The organism is Pantoea sp. ICBG 1758 (assembly GCF_002928325.1).
Classification (GTDB): Bacteria; Pseudomonadota; Gammaproteobacteria; order Enterobacterales; family Enterobacteriaceae; genus Pantoea; species Pantoea eucrina.
The window spans coordinates 92814-113779 of the sequence record NZ_POWL01000008.1 but is presented as its reverse complement, the minus strand read 5'-3'; the positions used below and the strand labels follow the sequence as shown (position 1 = coordinate 113779).

Annotated in this window: 15 protein-coding genes, 1 rRNA gene and 1 riboswitch; of the genes, 4 read left to right on the top strand and 12 right to left on the bottom strand. The window is 56.5% G+C overall.

Annotated elements, in window-relative coordinates; genetic code table 11:
• The 3 genes from C1Y41_RS18645 to btuB form a co-directional block, all read right to left on the bottom strand.
• A 16S ribosomal RNA gene (locus C1Y41_RS18645) occupies positions 1–98 on the bottom strand; the annotation flags it as partial.
• Between the two features lie 394 nt (positions 99–492).
• Entirely contained in the window at positions 493–1344 is an 852-nt protein-coding gene (gene murI / locus C1Y41_RS18640; RefSeq protein WP_039381143.1) for a glutamate racemase, read from the bottom strand.
• Positions 1289–3154: a TonB-dependent vitamin B12 receptor BtuB gene (btuB, locus tag C1Y41_RS18635; RefSeq protein WP_104086065.1), complete on the bottom strand. Its 1866-nt coding sequence runs from the start codon at positions 3152–3154 to the stop codon at positions 1289–1291. The genes murI and btuB overlap by 56 nt, the downstream gene beginning before the upstream one ends.
• Before the next feature lie 68 nt (positions 3155–3222).
• Positions 3223–3404, bottom strand: a riboswitch (cobalamin riboswitch).
• Between the two features lie 112 nt (positions 3405–3516).
• Here btuB and trmA point away from each other — a divergent pair.
• Positions 3517–4620: a tRNA (uridine(54)-C5)-methyltransferase TrmA gene (trmA, locus tag C1Y41_RS18630; protein WP_104086064.1), complete on the top strand. Its 1104-nt coding sequence runs from the start codon at positions 3517–3519 to the stop codon at positions 4618–4620.
• A 31-nt stretch (positions 4621–4651) separates the two neighbouring features.
• Here trmA and C1Y41_RS18625 read toward each other — a convergent pair whose 3' ends face one another.
• Positions 4652–5008, bottom strand: coding sequence for a YijD family membrane protein (locus C1Y41_RS18625; protein ID WP_039381151.1), 357 nt, complete (start codon positions 5006–5008; stop codon positions 4652–4654).
• Between the two features lie 18 nt (positions 5009–5026).
• Positions 5027–5671 carry an HTH-type transcriptional repressor FabR gene (gene fabR, locus C1Y41_RS18620; RefSeq protein WP_039381154.1) on the bottom strand — a complete coding sequence of 215 codons (645 nt, stop codon included), beginning with the start codon at positions 5669–5671 and terminating at the stop codon, positions 5027–5029.
• A 193-nt stretch (positions 5672–5864) separates the two neighbouring features.
• Between fabR and sthA the strand changes: the two genes are divergently transcribed.
• On the top strand, positions 5865–7265 hold the full coding sequence (sthA, locus tag C1Y41_RS18615; protein WP_104086063.1) for a Si-specific NAD(P)(+) transhydrogenase: 1401 nt from the start codon (positions 5865–5867) through the stop codon (positions 7263–7265).
• Here sthA and oxyR read toward each other — a convergent pair.
• The 5 genes from oxyR to argC all read right to left on the bottom strand — a co-directional run bounded on the left by oxyR (position 7248) and on the right by argC (position 12988).
• Positions 7248–8165, bottom strand: a complete 918-nt coding sequence (oxyR, locus tag C1Y41_RS18610) for a DNA-binding transcriptional regulator OxyR (RefSeq protein ID WP_039381159.1) — start codon at positions 8163–8165, stop codon at positions 7248–7250. The genes sthA and oxyR overlap by 18 nt on opposite strands.
• A 349-nt stretch (positions 8166–8514) precedes the next feature.
• The gene (gene argH, locus C1Y41_RS18605) at positions 8515–9888 is read right to left on the bottom strand and encodes an argininosuccinate lyase (RefSeq protein WP_039381161.1); all 1374 of its coding nucleotides are present in this window, start codon (positions 9886–9888) and stop codon (positions 8515–8517) included.
• Between the two features lie 68 nt (positions 9889–9956).
• Complete coding sequence (locus C1Y41_RS18600) at positions 9957–11174, bottom strand: argininosuccinate synthase (RefSeq protein WP_039381164.1); 1218 nt, start codon at positions 11172–11174, stop codon at positions 9957–9959.
• Between the two features lie 14 nt (positions 11175–11188).
• The gene (argB, locus tag C1Y41_RS18595) at positions 11189–11965 is read right to left on the bottom strand and encodes an acetylglutamate kinase (RefSeq protein WP_039381166.1); all 777 of its coding nucleotides are present in this window, start codon (positions 11963–11965) and stop codon (positions 11189–11191) included.
• An 18-nt stretch (positions 11966–11983) separates the two neighbouring features.
• Positions 11984–12988 carry an N-acetyl-gamma-glutamyl-phosphate reductase gene (gene argC, locus C1Y41_RS18590; protein WP_104086062.1) on the bottom strand — a complete coding sequence of 335 codons (1005 nt, stop codon included), beginning with the start codon at positions 12986–12988 and terminating at the stop codon, positions 11984–11986.
• 164 nt (positions 12989–13152) lie between these two features.
• Here argC and argE point away from each other — a divergent pair, with 164 nt between their 5' ends.
• Together argE and ppc are read left to right on the top strand one after the other, a co-directional pair.
• Positions 13153–14301, top strand: coding sequence for an acetylornithine deacetylase (gene argE / locus C1Y41_RS18585; RefSeq protein WP_039381171.1), 1149 nt, complete (start codon positions 13153–13155; stop codon positions 14299–14301).
• A 249-nt stretch (positions 14302–14550) separates the two neighbouring features.
• Positions 14551–17202, top strand: a complete 2652-nt coding sequence (gene ppc, locus C1Y41_RS18580; RefSeq protein WP_094111625.1) for a phosphoenolpyruvate carboxylase — start codon at positions 14551–14553, stop codon at positions 17200–17202.
• Positions 17203–17259: 57 nt separating this feature from the next.
• Here the strand turns inward: ppc and C1Y41_RS18575 are convergent, their stop codons facing one another.
• On the bottom strand, positions 17260–19692 hold the full coding sequence (locus tag C1Y41_RS18575; RefSeq protein WP_104086061.1) for a bifunctional aspartate kinase/homoserine dehydrogenase II: 2433 nt from the start codon (positions 19690–19692) through the stop codon (positions 17260–17262).
• A gap of 2 nt (positions 19693–19694) precedes the next feature.
• Positions 19695–20855, bottom strand: coding sequence for a cystathionine gamma-synthase (gene metB, locus C1Y41_RS18570; protein WP_039381178.1), 1161 nt, complete (start codon positions 20853–20855; stop codon positions 19695–19697).
• Positions 20856–20966: the final 111 nt, after the last annotated feature.

Genomic DNA, 20966 nt, shown 5'->3' with positions numbered 1-20966 from the left:
TCACCCGGGGAGCAAGCTCCCCTGTGCTACCGTCCGACTTGCATGTGTTAGGCCTGCCGCCAGCGTTCAATCTGAGCCATGATCAAACTCTTCAATTTAAAGTTTGATTTGCTTAAACAAGTTAAGCAGTGCTCTGTGAATTAAACTTCGTAATGAATTACGTGTTCACTCAGCAAAGACTTGATATTTTTTACGTCCGGAGACGCTGATATCAATCCTGCGAGTGCCCACACAGATTGTCTGATAAATTGTTAAAGAGCAGTGCCGCGATTTCTCAAGCGGCGCGGGATGCGTATATTACGCTTTCCGCATTTTCAGTCAAGCATTTATTTTTGCTTTTCTGAAGGTTGCTGTAAAAGCCACCTGCTTAACGCGACGCTTCGTAAGCCGTTGTGCCGTGTCAGTGGAGGCGCATTATAGGGAGTTCTTCCGGGCTGACAAGTGCTAATTTTGAATTATTTTCTGAGTGTTGTTTTTTTCAGCGAAACCGCCTCAAACTGCCAGTTTTTCGAGCAGCGGAAAGCCATAACGCTGTAAAACGCCGGATAACTGTACCGCTTCTTCATCCATAGATGTGCAAAACGCGATGTTGCTGTCAGCAGAAGCCGCATCAGGCGCCTCGTGCTCAAGCAGCCAGACGGTACGCCTGGCTATAGCAGCACCGGAATCAACCAGCCGGGTTCCATCCGGCAGAACCTGCTGCAGTTCATCGCGCAGCAGTGGAAAGTGCGTGCAGCCCAGCACGACCGTATCCGGCGGCTCTTTCATACGTAACCAGGGTTGCACTGCCCGGCGAACATCATTCAGTGATACCGGTTCACCATGCAGCTTCGCCTCTGCCAGTTCCACCAGCTCAGCAGACCCCAGCATCTCAATGGTGCACTCCCGGGCAAACTGTTTCACCAGTTCATGGGTATAAGGACGCTTTACCGTTCCCCGCGTTGCCAGCAGCCCGACGACTCCGTTACGTGTCAGGCGAGCCGCCGGTTTAATTGCCGGCACCACGCCGACGACCGGAAACGCAAAGCGTTCGCGCAGTGCAGGTAAAGAGACGGTACTGGCCGAGTTACAGGCAATGATGACTAATGCGAGCGGAAAACGCTGCGTAATGGCCGTAACCACTGCCACTACGCGTTCAACAATGTACGTTTCCGTTTTCTCGCCATAGGGAAACCCTTCATTATCGAAAGCGTAGAGATAGTGCAGGTCCGGCAGCAGCTGCCGGACTTCATCATAGACGGAAAGCCCACCTACGCCGGAATCAAACACCAGCACGGTGGGACGGAGATCAGAAGCTGTAGCTGGCGCTAAGGTAGTATTCTCGTCCAGGGGTGCGATAGCCATAAACCGTCTCATAATCCTTATCCAACAGATTGGCAATTTTACCACGAACTGTCAGATGAGACGTGACCGGATACGCAGCTGAGAAATCAACCAAGCTATAACCCGGCATGCGACGCTGTGTTGCTGCGTACTGGTTGGTATTGTTGTTGTAGCTTTTACCAAAATATTGCCAGGCGAGATCAAAGTCGATATCCAGTGCGGTCCAGTCCAGCTGATACTTATATTGCTGGCGGGAACGGTGTGCCAGCACCTCATTATCGTCATCGCGGCGCGGATCGATATATTGCAGCGTGATACGGTGGGTAAAAATACCGGTATCTGCACTGCCGCTCCACTCCACGCCTTTAATCGTCGCTGACTGTACGTTGTAGTAGGTGCCAGTAAAGTTTTCGTCAGCTCTGTAGTCGATCAGGTTATTGATTTTATTCTGGTAAAGGTAGAGGTGCCATTCGACCGGACCGCTGAGTCCTTCGAGACCGGTTTCAATCTGATGTGACCTCTCAGCCCGGAGATCGGGATTGGATGCAATAAACAGACGGCTCTGCCCATACATCTGCCCCAGTGTAGGTGCCTGGAAAGCGGTGCCATACGAAAAGATGAGGCGATAATCGGGCATAAACGCCCATCCCGCCGCTGCCTGCCACGTGCCGTTCCAGCCAAACTGGTTGTTATCGTCACCGCGCAGCGCACCTTCCAGCGTAAGCGTATTGAACTGCTGCTGCGTAGTCAGATAGTAACCGGTGCTGTTACGCGTGTAGTTGTCAGCGCTGAACCGATCGCTGGACGCCAATTTCTGCTGCTGCCAGTCGATGCCGGCGCTGAGTGTGCCATGCGCCATGGCAACACTGTTACCCCACTGCAGATTGCGCTGGCTCATATCATCCAGCGACGTGCCCGGACGATAGAGGCCGAGCGTACTGGCATAGTTGTAATCTTTATAGCGCTGGTAGCTGTAGCTCAGTTCCGAAGAGTAGCGCTCTTCACTGAACTTCATACCGCCTTCATAGGTATGATTATAGATCTGCCGTTTATCACTGCCGTCCTGATAACCTGCATCATACGCACTATTATTACCGTAGCCGTAGCCGCGAAAGAAGGCGGATAAACTGTCGCTGAAACGGTGATTCACACCGGCCCAGAATGTTTTACTGCGAAAGCCGTCGCGATCGCCATCAACCGCGTACGCTGACTGCGGCTGAATGTTATAGCCGCGCGTCGACTGAAAGGCCCCCGCTACGGTTACCAGCGTATCCTCGCCCACCTTGTGTCGCAGCGCCGCATCATACTCCTGATAGCGATTCGACCCGAGGCCCGCCGTTATCTGCCCGCCTGGCTCACTGTTCTCAGTAATGATGTTCACCACGCCGCCAATGGCATCGGCGCCGTAAACGGCGGAGCGTGGTCCGCGGATCAGCTCAATACGCTGAATCAACGCCAGCGGAATCTGGCTAAAGTCAGCGATGCCGGTGATCCCCGACTTCGCCAGCGGGATCCCGTCAATCAGCACCAGCGTATGACGCGCTTCCGCACCGCGAATATAGATGTAACTGGTCTGGCCCGGACCACCGTTTTGCGCAATATCCACGCCCGGCAGGCGCCGCATGACATCCGTCAGCGATTTAGCCTGCCAGCGATCGATATCTTCCCGCGTGATCACCTCACCTGGTGCCAGCACGCTGCTTACCGGCCGCTGAAAACGGTTAGCGGTGACAAGTTGCGTATTATCATTTTGCCGGGCATAGCCAGAGGGCGCCCAGAGCGACAGCGCTGTTGCACTCAGGGCGAACAGCGAAGCAGACGTTATTTTCATTGTTATAGCATCCAAAGGATCGAGCCGGATGCCGCAGGCCTGAGATCGATAGCACGCGATGATCTCAGCGTTTGCGACGATACACCGGCAGGTCTTCGGGCTGAGAACCATAAATGGTGAAGACTTCCCATCCGTCAGGACAGTGTCTGCCTGGGCGATCACCACGACATTCTTTTACCGCTGCGCGTCAGCTCCAGATTTGCACTGGATTCCCTTTTAACTCAATGAGGCCGGCGGCCGCAGTCTACGGTTAAGCCCGCCGCCGATCCACCCCTCCCGCTTTCTGACGTTCGGTTGGGCTGGACATCAGCAGTTGAATGCCTACAATCGCCCGGCAAGCAGGCTTATTACCAGGATTGAAGATGACACCCGAACAGCTCCCGATTGACCAGTATGACGCGCAACTCGCTGAAAAAGTCAGCCGTTTACAGACGATGATGACCCCTTTCACCGCGCCTGACGTGGAGGTGTTCCGATCGCCGGTCAGTCACTACCGTATGCGCGCAGAGTTTCGCATCTGGCACGACGGTGACGACCTCTATCACATCATCTTCGACCAGACGACCAAACAGCGCATTCGCGTGGACAGCTTTCCAGCCGCCAGCGAGCTGATTAATCAGATGATGTCCAGACTGATGGCAGCGATACGTGATAATCAGGTGCTGCGCTTTAAGCTGTTCCAGATCGATTATCTCTCCACGCTGAGCAACCAGATTGTGATCTCCCTGCTTTATCATCGCAAACTGGAAGAAGAGTGGCATGCCGCCGCCAGCACGCTGCGTGACCAGCTGCGCGCTGAAGGATTTGATGTGCAGCTGATTGGACGCGCGACCAAAACCAAAATCTGTCTGGATCGCGACTACGTGGATGAGCGTCTGCCGGTGGCGGGCAAAGAGCTGATTTACCGCCAGGTGGAAAACAGCTTTACCCAGCCTAATGCCGCCATGAACATTCAGATGCTGGAGTGGGCGCTGGATGTTACGCAGCAGTCGCGTGGCGACCTGCTGGAGCTTTACTGCGGTAACGGTAACTTTTCGCTGGCGCTGGCGCGCAATTTCCGCCGCGTACTGGCCACAGAGATAGCTAAACCCTCGGTGGCGTCGGCTCAGTACAATATCGCTGTGAATCAGATCGATAACGTACAGATTATTCGTATGGCAGCGGAAGAGTTTACCCAGGCCATGAACGGCGTGCGCAGCTTTAACCGGCTGGAAGGCATCGATCTCAGCAGCTATCAGTGCGAGACCATTTTTGTCGATCCGCCACGCAGCGGGCTGGATGATGAAACGGTAAAAATGGTGCAGGCGTATCCGCGTATTCTGTATATCTCCTGTAACCCGCAGACTCTGTGCGACAATCTGGCCGCGCTGTCAGGCACGCATCAGATTGAGCGACTGGCGCTGTTCGATCAGTTCCCGTACACCCACCATATGGAGTGCGGCGTATTGCTGACGCGCAAAGCATAAAAAAACGGGAACCCGCAGGTTCCCGTTTTTTTTACTGCCGGCTTCTGGCGCGGCGGAAGCGCGTGCCAATCCAGAACACCAGTCCCGTCATCAGAATGACAGGAATGAAGTTCGAGCCGATATCCGGATATTCTGCGCGCACCATGGCGCTATAAACCAGAATGCCCAGCAGAAAAAATGCCGCGGCCAGTGACGGCATGCCGTCCGGCATATTGCGATTGAGATAACGCTGGTGCAGGCACCATGCTGACAGCCCAAGCGCTATCAGCGGAAAAATGGAAAACGGCACAAAGCTACTGAACAGCGCCGAAAAGGAGCCGTTGATTGCTAAACCAGTGATAAAAGAGAGTAATAACGTTCCTTTATCACGAGGATGCTGCTCAATCATTTCATTATCCTTATCACGTTATTTTTCAGGGATTTCCAGGGTCACGGCCAGCCGCTCTTGTTCCCGGCGATACCAGTAGTAGGCGCCTTTGGCGATCATACGCAGCTGCAGTACCAGCCGCTCTTCCAGCTTACGCCGCTGGTCAGAGTCGACATCCAGCGCTTCAGCGCCGGCGCTAAAAACAATGGTCACCATCGCCTCAGCCTGCGCTTCGGTAAAGCTGCGCGGCATACGGCTTTCCAGCTCAAGGTAGTCAGCCAGTTCTGCGATAAAATGCTGGATCTCACGTGCAACAGCAGCGCGGAAGGCGGCTGACGTGCCGGAACGTTCGCGCAGCAGAAGCCGAAACGCATTCGGGTTGTTGCCGATGAACTCCATAAAGGTTGCCACCGACGTTTTAATGATGCTGCCGCCTTTCGCGATACGCTGGCGCGCCTGGCGCATCAGCTGGCGCAGCATCAGCCCGCTCTCATCAACCATGGTCAGTCCAAGCTCATCCACATCGCGAAAGTGACGATAGAATGAGGTTGGGGCAATGCCGGCTTCACGTGCCACTTCGCGTAAACTCAGGCTGGCAAAACTCCTTTCTGCACTAAGCTGACTGAATGCAGCTTCAATCAGCGAACGTCTTGTACGTTCTTTTTGTTGCGCCCGAACGCCCATTTTTGCGGCCTTGTGAGTAATCAGGCGCTCACTATAACAAACTTTTCAGCGTACAGCCGGGCAAACTTTGTCACCGCCTGTTAACCTCACTGAATGTCAAACTTCTGCATTTTTCACTGTTAGAATTCAGATGTGCGCGGCGAGATGTTAGAATCTCGTTGTAAAAATGTATAGAAGAATAGGACGTACTGGTATGCAAAAGTCTTACGATTACGATGCCATTGTAATTGGCTCCGGTCCGGGCGGCGAAGGTGCGGCGATGGGGCTGGTCAAGCAGGGAGCGCGCATCGCAGTGATCGAACGCTACCACAACATTGGCGGCGGTTGTACACACTGGGGAACCATCCCTTCCAAAGCGCTGCGTCATGCCGTCAGCCGCATCATTGAATTCAATCAGAACCCGCTCTACAGCGATCATACCCGTCTTCTCCGCTCCTCGTTCGCTGACATCCTTAACCACACCGAAAATGTTATCAGTCAGCAGACTGCCATGCGCCAGGGCTTTTATGAGCGTAACCGCTGTGAACTCTATCAGGGCGACGCGCATTTTGTTGATGCCAACACGATAGAGGTGGAGCAGCCTGATGGCACCCGCGAGCAGCTGACAGCAGAAAAATTTGTCATTGCCTGCGGCTCACGTCCCTATCACCCGGCCGACGTCGACTTTACACACCCGCGCATCTACGATTCCGACTCTATCCTGAACCTGCATCATGAACCGGGTCATGTGATCATCTATGGTGCCGGCGTGATTGGTTGCGAATACGCCTCTATCTTCCGCGGTCTTAACGTCAAGGTCGATCTCATCAACACCCGCGATCGTCTGCTGGCGTTCCTCGATCAGGAGATGTCCGACTCTCTCTCTTACCACTTCTGGAACAGCGGCGTGGTGATCCGTCACAACGAAGAGTTTGAGAAGATTGAAGGCGTCAGCGATGGCGTGATCATGCACCTGAAGTCCGGCAAAAAAGTCAAAGCGGATTGTCTGCTGTATGCGAACGGCCGCACCGGGAACACCGACTCGCTTTCGCTGGAGAACGTGGGTCTGGAAGCGGATGGACGCGGCCTGCTCAAAGTCAACAGTATGTATCAGACCGCGCAGCCACATATTTATGCCGTGGGTGATGTGATTGGCTATCCAAGCCTGGCTTCCGCCGCCTACGATCAGGGGCGTATTGCTGCTCAGGCGATCATCAAAGGTGAAGCGAGTGCGCATCTGATCGAAGATATTCCGACCGGTATCTATACCATCCCTGAAATCAGCTCGGTAGGAAAAACAGAGCAGCAGCTGACCGCGATGAGAGTGCCTTATGAAGTAGGCCGTGCGCAGTTTAAGCATCTGGCACGCGCGCAGATTGTTGGCATGCACGTCGGCAGCCTGAAAATTCTGTTTCACCGCGAGACAAAAGAGATTCTGGGGATCCACTGCTTTGGTGAGCGCGCGGCGGAGATTATTCACATCGGGCAGGCCATTATGGAGCAGAAAAACGGCGGTAACACGATTGAGTACTTCGTGAATACCACCTTTAACTACCCCACCATGGCTGAAGCCTATCGTGTAGCCGCGCTGAACGGATTAAACCGCCTGTTTTAACGCGGCGTCAAAATGGCCCTGCATATGGGTTTTGATTGCTTCTGCCAGCTGCTCATAGCGGCTGCGCAGAGGCGAACCTGGCCGGTAAACCAGCGCGATAGTGCGCTGCGGTACCGGTTTATAACAGGGCAGATAGCAGACACCATCGCGCACGCGCTCTTTAGGCACCGCCAGTGAAGGCAGTAGCGTAATGCCGCTGCCGGCCGCCACCATATTACGCAGCGTTTCCAGGCTGGTGGCGCGAAAATGGGTATCTTCGTCCGCACCCGCCTCAAAGCAGAAGCCCATCGCCTGGTCGCGCAGGCAGTGACCATCTTCCAGCATCAGCAGTTTTTCACCCGCCAGATCGGACATCGGCACGCGATCGCGATCGTGCCACGGGTGATCTTTGTAGATCGCCAGCTTCATGGGCTCATCAAACAGCGGCACTTCAATAAAGGCTTCACTCTCTTTAACCAGCGCCAGAATAGCGCAGTCAAGTTTCCCGCTGTCGAGCTGTGCCAGCAGCTGCTGAGTCTGTGCTTCATGCAGATACATCTCCAGCTTCGGGAAAGTCTGATGCAGCATAGGAATAATATTGGGCAGCAGATAGGGGCCGGTCGTGGGGATCAGTCCGATATGCAGCGGTCCGGACATCGCTTCACCCTGCTGGCTGGCCATCTCTTTCAGCACCTTAACCTCACGCAGTACGGTTCGCGCCTGATCAACCAGCAGTAATCCTGCCTGGGTGAACAGCACTTTACGGCTGGTACGTTCCAGCAGCATGACGCCCAGTTCATCTTCCAGCTTGCGGATCTGTCCGCTCAGAGTCGGCTGACTGACATGACAGGCATCAGCAGCGCGACGGAAATGGCGGTGTTCCGCAAGTGAAACCAGATACTCGAGATCGCGAATGTTCATTAATATCCTCCAAACCACGATAGCCCGTGGCGATAGATAGAATAGCAACGAACGATTGGCCCTATCAAGCTATGCACGGGAATAATAGCGCTCACTGATTTAAGCCCATGCATTTGTAGAGAAATTTATTTATTTGCTGAACATGTGCCGGGGCTGAACGCTTTTACAAAAAACGCTTTTTACGCAGCAAATCTGTTTTGCTGAACCCAATCACTGTGCTGGCGGGGAGTGCCGGTACGCTGATGATGTGCCTATAAAAATATGCAATTCCGAAGCCAGAGGTTGGCGGGCTTTTTTATAAAGCCCGCTTTTTTTATGGCATATCAAACCGGCCAGCGTCCGGGAACGGCTATTGCAGGCGTGCCTGTGCTTCACGAATCGCCTGGGCTACCTGCTGCGGCGCAACACCACCGCGCGCGTTACGCTTGTCGAGGCAGGACTGCAGCGAAAGCACCGGATAGACATCCTCTTCGATGACGTCACTGAACTGCTTCAGCTGAGCCAGACTCAGCGCTTCCAGCGCCACACCCTGCTGGATAGCCGCGACGACCGCTTCTCCCACAATATGATGCGCCTCGCGGAACGGCACGCCTTTCGCGACCAGATAGTCTGCCAGCTCAGTGGCATTAGCGTAGCCCTGTTCAGCCGCTTCCTGACAACGCGGACGTTTAACCTGAATACCATCCAGAACCAGCACTGACATGTGCAGACAGTCGAGCCAGGTATCCAGTGCGTCAAACAGCCCTTCTTTATCTTCCTGCATATCTTTGTTGTAGGCCAGCGGCAGGCCTTTCAGCGTCATCATCATGCCGGTCAGTGCGCCCTGGACACGGCCGCATTTACCGCGAATCAGCTCCAGCGCATCCGGATTTTTCTTCTGCGGCATCAGCGATGAACCTGAGGTGACTTTATCAGACAGCTCGACGAAGCCCGCCTCGCCCGTGTTAAAGAAAATCAGGTCTTCTGCAAAGCGCGACAGATGCACCATGCCAATTGACGCGTCGGAGAGCAGCTCCAGCACATGATCGCGATCGGATACGGTATCCAGGCTGTTACGCGTTGCCGAAGCAAAACCGAGCCAGCCTGCCAGCTGCTCGCGGTCAATCTCATAAGCGGTACCGGCCAGCGCACCACAGCCCAGCGGGCTGACATCCAGCCGCTTCAGCGTATCCTGCAGACGGCTCTCATCGCGCGCCAGCATTTCGGTATACGCCAGACACCAGTGGGCGAATGTAACCGGCTGCGCGCGCTGCAGATGCGTATAGCCCGGCATGACGGCATCCTGATTCGCTTCTGCCGTCGCCACCAGCGCGCTCTGCAGCTGACGCGTCGCGTCCAGCAGCAGGGCAACCTGCTCTTTGCACCAGAGCTTCAGATCGGTGGCAACCTGATCGTTACGGCTGCGTCCGGTATGCAGCTTTTTACCCAGCGCCCCGACCTTATCGATCAGCTTGCCCTCGACCCAGCTGTGAATATCTTCTGCATCGCTTTCCAGGATCTGTGACGGATTCGCGCGTACGTCCGCCAGCAGCTCGTTCAGCGCCGCTTCAAGCTGCTGCTGTTCCGTTGAGGTTAAAACGTTCACGGTTACCAGCGCTTTTGACCACGCCACAGAGCCGGTAATGTCCTGCTCCGCCAGGCGGTAATCAAAACGCAGTGAATCATTAAACTGTTTAAACCGCTGGTCTGCTGCCTGCGAGAACCGTCCGCCCCAAAGTGCCATCTGCTTGCTCCTGAAATCGTGTTGAAAAAGGCGGCCTGAGCCGCCCTTATATAACTGCTGCCGCGTGCTTACTTCTTCTGCTCGTTCAGCGCACGAATGCGCGAAGAGAGGGAGAACAGGCGAATAAAGCCGCCCGCGTGACGATGGTCATACACCTCATCTTCACCAAAGGTGGCGAACTCTTCTGAGTAGAGGCTGTTAGCCGATTTCTTCTGAATCGCCGTAGCCTGACCTTTGTAAAGCTGCAGAACCACTTCGCCGTTGACCTCTTCAGCCAGCGATGCCGCCGCCGCCTGAATAGACTGGCGCAGCGGCGCGAACCAGCGACCATCGTAAACCACGTAAGACATCTCCTGGCCCAGCTGCTCACGCCATTTGAAGCTGTCGCGATCCAGAACCAGCTGCTCAACCGCACGCAGCGCATTTACCATGATGGTACCGCCAGGGGTTTCATAGCAGCCGCGTGATTTGATGCCAACCAGACGGTTTTCCACGATATCGATCCGGCCAACGCCATGTTTAGCACCCAGTACGTTCAGTTTTTCCAGGCACTGGAACGGGCTCAGCTGCTCGCCGTTTACGGCAACCACGCAGCCTTTTTCAACGGTCACGGTGACATTTTCCGGCTGGTCCGGCGCTTCAAGCGGATCCACGGTCCATACCCAGCAATCTTTATTCGGTGCATTCCACGGACTTTCCAGCACGCCACCTTCGGTGGAGATATGCCACGCGTTCTCATCGCGGCTGTAGATCTTCTCCAGCGACGCGGTCGTCGGGATATTGCGCTCTTTCAGATAGTCGAGCAGCGCCTCACGCGAACGCAGATCCCACTCGCGCCATGGCGCAACAACTTTAAGCTGTGGTGCCAGCGCGGTATAGGTGGTTTCGAAACGCACCTGGTCGTTGCCTTTACCGGTTGCGCCGTGGCACAGCGCGTCAGCACCCACTTTCAGCGCCAGTTCAACCTGCGCTTTAGCAATGATAGGACGCGCCATTGACGTGCCCAGCAGATAGGTGCCTTCATACAGGGCACCGGTCTGCAGCACCGGATAGACGTAATCGCTGATGAACTCTTCACGCAGATCTACTACGTGACATTCAGATGCGCCCGACTGCAGCGCTTTTTTCTCAACGCCTTCCAGGTCGGCCGGGTCCTGACCAATATTGGCGACAAACGCCACAACTTCGCAGCCGCCGTAGTTCTCTTTCAGCCATGGAATGATGGCTGAGGTATCGAGGCCGCCTGAGTAGGCCAGAACGATTTTTTTAATGTTTTGCGTGCTCATGTCTTAATCCTTGATTATGCGAGAATCCGGGTGCCAATCGACACGCCGTTGAAAAGGTCGGGCAGCTGCTCAGCATGGCGCCAGCTGGCGATATCGACCGGACGGCCCAGCGTGCGTGCCGCATCCAGCGCAGCATTGACTTTAACAATCATACCGTCGGTAATAATGCCCTGCGCAATCAGCTGTTCCGCTTTCGCTGCGGTCATTTCAGCGATGCGCTGGCCTTTGCCGTCGAGAATGCCGCTGACGTCAGAGAGCAGCACCAGATCGGCTCCGATAGTGGCTGCCAGCGCCGTCGCTGCCTGATCGGCATTCACATTCATCAGCGCTCCGCCGGCAGTGATGCCAATTGAGCTGATAACCGGCATATAGCCTGCATTCAGCAGCGTATTCAGCAGCGCAGGGTTGCCCGGCGTGGCCTGCCCGACATGCCCCAGCTCTTCATCAAACTGCGCGACGCTGACCAGTCCGGCATCGCCCAGACACAGCCCGACAGCATTAATGCCGTAACGGGTTGCCCACGCCAGCAGCGTTTTATTCGCAGTGCCCGCCAGCGCGCCGGTAATAATGTCGATTTGATCGGCGGGTGTAACGCGCAGGCCATCTTTCTTTTTCACCGGCAGCGCGAGCTTTTTCATCAGTTCGTCGACCAGACAGCCGCCGCCGTGCACAATCACCAGCGGACGCTGATGTTCATTGCGGTACGCCAGCAGCGCATCAAACAGCCGGGCCAGTGCTTCTTCGCTATCCAGCAGTACGCCGCCCAGTTTAATGATCAGTGGATTGCTCATGGTTACGTTATCCGTCCGTTAAATCAGAGAGAGCGTTTCAGGGAAACCGAAACGAATATTCAGACACTGAATCGCCTGTGATGACGCGCCTTTCAGCAGGTTATCTTCTGCCGCGACTACAATCAGATGCTCATCCTGTACGGCAAAACCGATATCGCAGAACGGCAGGCCCACTACCGCTTTCAGCGCCGGTACGCCGTTGTCATAGAGGCGCACCAGCGGCTTGTCGTGATAGGCCGCATAAAACGCATCGGTCACATCCTGCTGCGTAATGCCCGCTTTCAGACGGCAGGTGATGGTTGCGAGAATACCGCGGGGAAAATTACCCAGATGCGGGGTAAAAATAACCGGCGCGCCAAGATGGGCAACTATTTCCGGATGATGACGGTGGTTAAACAGGCCGTAGGGCTGCAGGCTCACTTCGCAAAAGCTGGTCGCAACATTGGCTTTGCGCCCGGCCCCGCTGACGCCGCTGGTGGCATTGATTACCGGCCACTGCGCGTCATTCAGCAGATCCGCTTTAAGCAGCGGCTTCAGCGCCAGCTGCGCTGCGGTGGGATAGCACCCAGGCACGGCCACCAGCTGTGCCTCTTTAATACGTTCGTGATTCCATTCGGCCAGACCATATACCGCGTTATCCAGCCACGCCTGATGCTGATGACTGAAGCCATAATAGCGGGTGTAGAACGCCTCATCGTTGACCCGGAAGGCGCCTGAGAGATCGAAGACCACGCAGCCTGCTTTCAGAAATTCAGGTGCCAGATCGTGGCTGACTTCATGCGCCGTCGCGAGGAACACCACATCGACTTTCTCTGCCCACGCCGCCGGATCGCTCAGCGGCTGCAGCGGCAGATCCACGATACCTTTCAGCTGCGGATGGAGATCGGAGAGCAATTTTCCGGCATCCGGGCTTTGCGCTGAAACCGCTAAAGCGGTTATGTTCATATGCGGATGGCGATTCAGGTAAGTGGCAAGCTCTACGCCAGCATAACCACTGGCACCAACGATCAGCGTATTCAACATCAGGCTGTATACCTTTTTACAGTCAACGTATCGGGTCGCGGCCGTGCCCCGTTGCCCACGATGCCGTTTGCACTTTTTCAGTTCACATGCAGACGACGTTAATGTATTTTTATTCACTATTAGTGCATGAATATTGATACATCCTAACCTAAGGACCGTCAACAGTGAAGTCAAAAATTCCACCTTTTATCGAACTCTACCGCCAGTTGATCGCCTCACCGTCAATCAGCGCAACCGACAGCGCGCTTGACCAGAGCAACGAAAGTTTAATCAATTTGCTGGCGGGCTGGTTCCGCGATCTGGGCTTCAGCGTTGAAGTTCAGCCGGTGCCGGGCACGCGACATAAGTTCAACCTGCTGGCGCGCAGCGGTGAAGGCGCAGGCGGACTGCTGCTGGCGGGTCATACTGACACCGTACCCTTTGATGACGGACGCTGGACACGCGATCCGTTTGTCCTGACTGAACATGACAATAAACTTTACGGGCTGGGCACGGCAGATATGAAAGGCTTCTTCGCCTTTATTCTCGATGCGCTGCGCGATGTTGACGTCACTACGCTTAAAAAACCGCTCTATGTGCTGGCGACCGCTGACGAAGAGACCACGATGGCAGGTGCCAAATATTTCTCTGAGTCAGCCCGGCTGCGCCCCGACTGCGCCATTATCGGTGAGCCTACCTCGCTCAAACCGGTGCGCGCCCACAAAGGCCACCTTTCACACGCTATCCGCATTGAGGGCCAGTCAGGCCACTCCAGCGATCCGGCGCGCGGCGTGAATGCGATTGAGCTGATGCACGCCTCTATTACAGAACTGATGAAGCTGCGCCATACCCTGAAAGAGCGCTATCACCATGATGGCTTTGCCATTCCTTATCCGACTATGAACTTTGGTCATATTCATGGTGGTGACGCGGCTAACCGCATCTGCGCCTGTTGCGAACTGCATATGGATATCCGGCCGCTGCCGGGCCTGAGCCTGAACGATCTGGATGGCTTGCTGAATGAAGCGCTGGCACCGGTGAGCGCCCGCTGGCCTGGCCGCCTGACCGTAGGCGAACTGCATCCGCCTATTCCGGGTTATGAGTGTCCGGCCGATCATGAACTGGTTACGGTGGTGGAGAAGCTGCTGGGCGTGCCGACGGAAGTGGTCAACTACTGTACCGAAGCGCCTTTTATTCAGCAGATCTGCCCGACGCTGGTGCTGGGACCAGGTTCAATCGAGCAGGCGCATCAGCCGGATGAATTTATCGATACCGCATTTATTAAGCCAACTCACGCCCTGATCACGCAGGTTGTGCAGCATTTTTGTCACTGATAGATAATCTGCGGGGCATTTCACTGTTTAATCAGCAAAATGCCCCGTCATTATCCGGTGTTTGCTGATAAGAATAACTTATCTCTCTCTATCCCCGATAAAACTTATCACTTTCCGCACGTTAGCTGCCTGTTTTCGTCAGTTCAGGCTAATTGACGGAGTTCACAAATCGTGGCTAGATAAAAGATGATGTTATACCCGCTGGTTGGGTCCAGAGGGGTTAAAAGACGATAAGGGTGTCAGGGTCAAATGAACGAACAATATTCCGCAATGCGAAGTAATGTCAGTATGCTCGGCAAACTGCTCGGGGATACGATAAAGGATGCACTGGGAGAGAACATTCTCGATCGGGTGGAAACCATCCGCAAACTCTCTAAGTCATCCCGTGCAGGCAATGACTCTCATCGTCGGGAGCTGCTGTCAACGCTGCAGAACCTTTCTAACGATGAGCTGCTGCCGGTGGCCCGCGCCTTTAGTCAGTTTCTTAACCTTACTAACGTGGCTGAACAGTATCAGACCATTTCACGCAGCGGCGATGGCGCTAACCATCCGGAGCTGCTGAAAAAGACGTTTGAGCGCCTGAAGCAGCATAACGATCTCAGCGAAATGGCTATCCGTCAGGCGATTGAAGAGCTGTCGCTGGAGCTGGTCCTGACCGCACACCCGACTGAAATTACCCGCCGCACCCTGATCCACAAGCTCGGCGAAGTGAACAGCTGCCTTGAGCAGCTCGACCACGCTGATATTACCGACTATGAGCGCAATCAGGTGATGCGCCGTCTGCGCCAGCTGGTAGCCCAGGCGTGGCATACGGATGAGATCCGTAAATATCGCCCTACCCCGGTCGATGAAGCGAAATGGGGCTTCGCCGTCGTGGAAAATAGCCTGTGGGAGGGCGTTCCCGCGTTTCTGCGTGAACTGAATGAGCAGGTTGAAGAGACGTTTGGCATTCAGCTGCCGGTGGATTTTGTGCCGATTAAATTCACGTCGTGGATGGGCGGCGATCGTGACGGCAACCCGAACGTGACTGCGCCCATTACCCGCCACGTTATGCAGCTGAGCCGCTGGAAAGCAGCCGACCTCTTCCTGCGCGATGTGGGGGTGCTGATCTCTGAGCTGTCGATGTCGGAGTGCAGCGACGAAGTGCGCGTAATGTGCGGCGATCCGGACGCGATTGAACCTTACCGCATGATCCTGAAACGCATGCGCAGCCAGCTGATGAACACGCAGGCATATCTGGAGCAGCGCCTGAAAGGCGAACGCCTGCCGCGCCCGACCGATCTGCTGGTCTCCAATGAGCAGCTCTGGCAGCCGCTGTTTGCTATTTATCAGTCGCTGCAGCAGTGTGGTATGAGCATTATCGCTAATGGCCAGCTGCTGGACACGCTGCGCCGGGTAAAATGCTTTGGCGTTCCGCTGGTGCGCATCGACATCCGCCAGGAGAGCACCCGTCATACCGAAGCGATTGCGGAAGTTACGCGCTATCTCGGCCTCGGCGACTACGAAAGCTGGTCAGAAGCGGACAAACAGGCGTTTCTGATCCGCGAACTCAATTCAAAACGTCCGCTGCTGCCGCGTCAGTGGGAGCCGGGCGACAACACGCGCGAAGTGCTGGAAACCTGTAAAGTCGCCGCCGAAGCGCCGCAGGGTTCCATCGCGGCCTACGTGATCTCTATGGCGAAAACGCCTTCTGACGTGCTGGCGGTTCATCTGCTGCTGAAAGAGGCGGGCATTCCGTACGCTATGCCGGTCGCGCCACTGTTTGAAACGCTGGATGACCTGAACAACGCCAATGATGTTATGACGCAGCTGCTGAATATCGACTGGTATCGCGGCTTTATCAACGGCAAACAGATGGTAATGATTGGCTATTCCGACTCGGCAAAAGATGCCGGCGTGATGGCGGCCAGCTGGGCACAGTATCAGGCGCAGGACGCGCTGATTAAAACCTGTGAAAAAGCGGGCATTACCCTGACGCTGTTCCACGGTCGCGGCGGCTCCATTGGCCGTGGCGGCGCGCCTGCGCACGCCGCACTGCTCTCTCAGCCGCCGGGCAGCCTTAAAGGTGGCCTGCGCGTGACAGAACAGGGCGAAATGATCCGCTTTAAATATGGCTTGCCGGAAGTCACCATCGCCAGCCTCTCGCTCTACACCGGGGCCATTCTGGAAGCGAACCTGATGCCGCCGCCGGAGCCTGAACAGGAGTGGCGGGAGATCATGAACGGCCTTTCTGCGCACTCCTGCGCCATGTATCGCGGCTACGTCCGTGAAAATGCTGACTTTGTTCCCTACTTCCGCTCTGCCACACCGGAGCAGGAGCTGGGCAAACTGCCGCTGGGCTCACGTCCGGCTAAACGTCGTCCGACCGGTGGCGTTGAATCCCTGCGCGCCATTCCGTGGATTTTTGCCTGGACGCAAAACCGTCTGATGCTGCCAGCCTGGCTCGGCGCCGGTGCGGCGCTGCAGAAAGCGATGGATGAAGGTCATCAGGATCAGCTGGAAACGATGTGCCGCGACTGGCCGTTCTTCTCAACCCGCCTCGGGATGCTGGAGATGGTCTTCTCCAAAGCTGACCTGTGGCTGGCAGAGTATTACGATCAGCGCCTGGTTGATAAAGCGCTCTGGCCGCTGGGTAAACAGCTGCGCGACCAGCTGGAAGCGGATATTAAAGCGGTGCTGACCATTGCAAATGATGCGCATCTGATGGCGGATCAGCCGTGGATTGCCGAATCCATTGCGCTGCGCAACGTGTATACCGATCCCCTGAACGTGCTGCAGGCAGAGCTGCTGCTGCGCGCCCGTGCGCAGGAAGTACGCGGTGACGAACCGGACGCGCGGGTTGAGCAGGCGCTGATGGTAACCATCGCCGGCGTGGCCGCCGGCATGCGCAACACCGGTTAGCCGATACAAAAAAAGGAGCCTCAGGCTCCTTTTTTATTCTCTCTGCAGCAGTCCGGATTAAAGCAGCTGGGCGAGACGGTTCAGATCCGACTGCAACGCACCCGCGGTAACATCACGTCCGGCACCGGGTCCGCGGATCACCAGCGGATTATCGCGGTACCAGCGGCTCTCAATGGCAAAGACGTTATCGCACGGCAGCAGCGCTGCCAGCGGATGTTCAGGCCGCACCGCTTCCACGCCGACGCGGGCTTTACCGCTGGCATCAAAGCGCGCCACATAACGCAGCACCAGGCCCAGCTCCTGCGCCGCTTCGTAGCGCTGCAGCATCTGGTTATTCAGCTCGTCTGCGTTTTCAAAAAAGTGATCAACCGATTTCGCCTCACAGTCGACTGGTACCAGCGACTCTACCCGCACCTGATCCGGCTCGATATCGTAGCCCGCCTCACGCGCCAGGATCACCAGCTTGCGCTTCACATCCTGCCCGGAGAGATCGACGCGCGGATCGGGTTCAGTCAGCCCCTGCTGCCACGCCTGATCCACCAGCTCGCTGAAGGGAACGCTGCCGTCAAACTGCAAAAACAGCCACGACAGCGTGCCGGAGAAAATTCCGCTGATGGAGAGTATTGAGTCGCCACTTTCGCGCAGGTCGCGTACCGTGTGGTTAACCGGCAAACCGGCACCGACCGTCGCGTTATAAAGCCAGTGGCGCCCGGTTTTGGCGAAGGCATCGCGGATCTGACGCCAGCTCTGGCTGTCTGATGCGCCAGCCACTTTATTTGCGCTGATCACGTGAAAACCGTGACTGGCAAAATCGAGATACTGCTGCGCCAGCGGCGCGCTGGCGGTTACGTCAAGCACCACCAGGTCATCAAACGGATGCGCGCGCATCCACAGAAACAGCGACTCCTCATCCAGCGCCTGCGCTTCATCGTCGAAAAAAGCCAGCGTGCGGCTGGCATCCAGCCCTTCGTAACTCAGCAGGCTGCGACGACTGTCAGCCACGCCAGCCAGCACAAACTCAAAGCCGGTACGGGCGGAGAGCGTTTCCTGCTCGCGGGCGAACAGCTCCAGCCAGCGCGCGCCGATATTGCCCTTTCCGAACAGCATCAGGCCGATACGTTTTTCTGCGCGAAACAGCGACTGATGCAGTCCCTGAATCAGATGGCGGGTCGGTCCTGTGCGCAGCACCGCGACCAGGCTGATATGCTCTTCTGACTGCCAGACAAACTCAACCGGCTGATCTTTAATCTGCTGCCAGAAACGGTGGCTGTGCAGCGGATTGCGCGTTACGCCAGCTCCCACCAGCGCCACCAGCGCCATGCCATCGCGCAGCTGCAGATGGCCCGGCAGCGCCGCATCCTGCAGCAGCGTAAAGGCACTGTTAACCACTTCCGCGGTATAGCAGAGCTGCAGCAGGCGACGATCGGGATGCAGGCCGCTTGCCAGCGGACGCAGCTGGGCGCGCTTCAGCAGCTGATCGATCTCTTTTTGCTGCGTAGCAAAATCGTGACCTTCAGCAAGCTGGATCTCCACCAGACAGACATCGTCGTGACTGGTGACAATACGCGCGCCGGTGCCGGAGGCCAGCACGCGCTCAATACGGGTTGAACCCTGCTCAGGCTGATAGCTGCAGCGCAGCTGTAAATCGATATCGCTGCTGGAGACCGGCTGCAGCGTACGGGTATGGAGTACCGGCGCCGCCAGTCGCGCCAGCTCGCTGGCTTCATCCAGCCGCAGCAGCGGCAGCAGGCAGGCATCGGAAACTTTGCGTGGATCGGCGCTATAGACGCCAGCCACATCGCTCCAGATGGTCACGCGCCCCGCACCCGCGAGCGCCCCGATCTGGGTAGCGGAATAGTCAGAACCGTTGCGCCCCAGCAGCACGGTTTCACCTGCCTCATTACGACTGATAAAACCGGTGACGACCAGACGCTTATGCGGATGCTGCGCCAGCAGCGCCTGCAGCAGCGGCCAGGATTTTCCCTCATCCACCTGCGGCTGAGCCGCGCGCTCCGCCCGCAGAAAATCACGTGCGTCCAGCCAGGCGGCGTCAACATCGCGCTGACTCAGTACCGCAGCCATCAGCCGCGCCGACCAGATTTCGCCATGCCCGACCACTTCTGCATATACCGCTTCAGTTATCGCGCCATCCAGTAGCGCCGCCAGGCGCTCCAGATCGCGGATAAAAAGGGTAGTCAGCCGGTCGGCCGCCTCCGCTGGCAGCAGCGCAGCAATCAGCTCGCTGTGGTAGCGGCGAAGCGTCTGCTGCACCTGGTGCGCCGAGAGGCGATCGCTCTGGCTCAGCTTCAGCCAGCCGATCAGCTGATTCGTGGTGCTGCCTGCGGCAGAGACCACCATGAGATCGCCTGGCTGACTGTAATCAGCCATAATGGCCGCTACGCGCTGGTAGCAGCTGGCATCCGCCAGGCTGCTGCCACCAAATTTATGCAGCTGCTTCGTCGGCGTTCCCGCGCCTGCTGTACTGGTCATGATTACTCCCCGGCTGCGATTCGGAAGGCGTTATCCAAATCGGCAATTAAATCTTCGTGATCTTCAATGCCGACGGAGACCCGCAGCAGTGTTTCAGAGATGCCGGCGGCTGCGCGTGCTTCCGCAGACATGCCGGCATGTGTCATGGTGGCCGTATGTGAAATCAGGCTCTCTACTCCGCCCAGCGACTCCGCCAGCGTAAACAGCTGCAGCGCTTTCAGAAAACGACGCAGCCGCGCTTCATCTGCATCCAGCTCAAAGCTTAACATGGCGCCAAAGCCGCGTTGCTGACGTCGCGCATATTCATGACCGGCATTTTCCGGCAGAGAAGGATGATACAGCTTCTTCACCAGCGGCTGCTGCTTCAGATAGTCCACTATCGCCAGCGCGTTGCGCTGGGCCGCTGCCATGCGGGGTGCCAGCGTCCGCAGACCGCGCAGCAGCAGATAGCTGTCAAACGCCGCGCCGGTCACGCCGATGTTATTGGCCCACCAGGCAAGCTCGGTGGCAACGGCCGGATCTTTTGCAATCACCGTCCCGGCCACCACGTCAGAGTGGCCGTTGAGATATTTTGTACAGGAGTGGATCACCAGGTCGGCCCCGAGGGCGAGCGGATTTTGCAGCGCCGGGCTCAGGAAGGTGTTATCCACCACGCTGACGGCACCCGCCGCGCGCGCCGCCTGACAGATTGCCGCAATATCCACTACGCGCAGCAGAGGATTGCTCGGGCTTTCCACCAGCACCAGTTTTGGCTTTTCGGCCAGCGCTGCGGCCAGCGCTGCGCTGTCACCCTGGTCGACAAACTTCACACGGTAAGCACCGCGCTTGCTGAGGCTGTCAAACAGGCGATAGCTGCCGCCATAGCAGTCGTGGGGTGCGATCAGCAGATCGCCGGGCTTCAGGAATACAGTGGTCACCAGGTGAATCGCAGACATGCCGGTATTTGTCAGTACGGCACCCGCCCCGCCCTCCAGCTCGGCCAGCGCGCGCTGCACCACATCGCGCGTCGGATTGCCACGGCGCGAATAGTCGTGGGCGCGCGGCTCATTAAAGTCGAGAAAATTATAGGTGCTGGAGAGATGGATCGGCGGGACTACGCAGCCATACTGCTCGTCATCATTCAAACCGCTGCGTACTGCGATGGTTGCCTGTTTGCGCGTCATGGGCTCTGCTGTTCCTGAAGAGGGGTAAAGTGCCCACAGGATAACATTCCGCTAACAGACGTCAATACATCTGGACATCTAAATGTCTTTGCGTATAGATTGAGCGCAGAG

Coding starts and splice junctions, on each gene's coding strand:
- trmA (WP_104086064.1), top strand. CDS start 3,517: ATGACACCCGAACAGCTCCCGATTGACCAGTATGACGCGCAACTCGCT.
- argC (WP_104086062.1), bottom strand. CDS start 12,988: ATGTTGAATACGCTGATCGTTGGTGCCAGTGGTTATGCTGGCGTAGAG.
- C1Y41_RS18600 (WP_039381164.1), bottom strand. CDS start 11,174: ATGAGCACGCAAAACATTAAAAAAATCGTTCTGGCCTACTCAGGCGGC.
- C1Y41_RS18625 (WP_039381151.1), bottom strand. CDS start 5,008: ATGATTGAGCAGCATCCTCGTGATAAAGGAACGTTATTACTCTCTTTT.
- C1Y41_RS18575 (WP_104086061.1), bottom strand. CDS start 19,692: ATGACCAGTACAGCAGGCGCGGGAACGCCGACGAAGCAGCTGCATAAA.
- ppc (WP_094111625.1), top strand. CDS start 14,551: ATGAACGAACAATATTCCGCAATGCGAAGTAATGTCAGTATGCTCGGC.
- metB (WP_039381178.1), bottom strand. CDS start 20,855: ATGACGCGCAAACAGGCAACCATCGCAGTACGCAGCGGTTTGAATGAT.
- argH (WP_039381161.1), bottom strand. CDS start 9,888: ATGGCACTTTGGGGCGGACGGTTCTCGCAGGCAGCAGACCAGCGGTTT.
- btuB (WP_104086065.1), bottom strand. CDS start 3,154: ATGAAAATAACGTCTGCTTCGCTGTTCGCCCTGAGTGCAACAGCGCTG.
- sthA (WP_104086063.1), top strand. CDS start 5,865: ATGCAAAAGTCTTACGATTACGATGCCATTGTAATTGGCTCCGGTCCG.
- oxyR (WP_039381159.1), bottom strand. CDS start 8,165: ATGAACATTCGCGATCTCGAGTATCTGGTTTCACTTGCGGAACACCGC.
- murI (WP_039381143.1), bottom strand. CDS start 1,344: ATGGCTATCGCACCCCTGGACGAGAATACTACCTTAGCGCCAGCTACA.
- argB (WP_039381166.1), bottom strand. CDS start 11,965: ATGAGCAATCCACTGATCATTAAACTGGGCGGCGTACTGCTGGATAGC.
- fabR (WP_039381154.1), bottom strand. CDS start 5,671: ATGGGCGTTCGGGCGCAACAAAAAGAACGTACAAGACGTTCGCTGATT.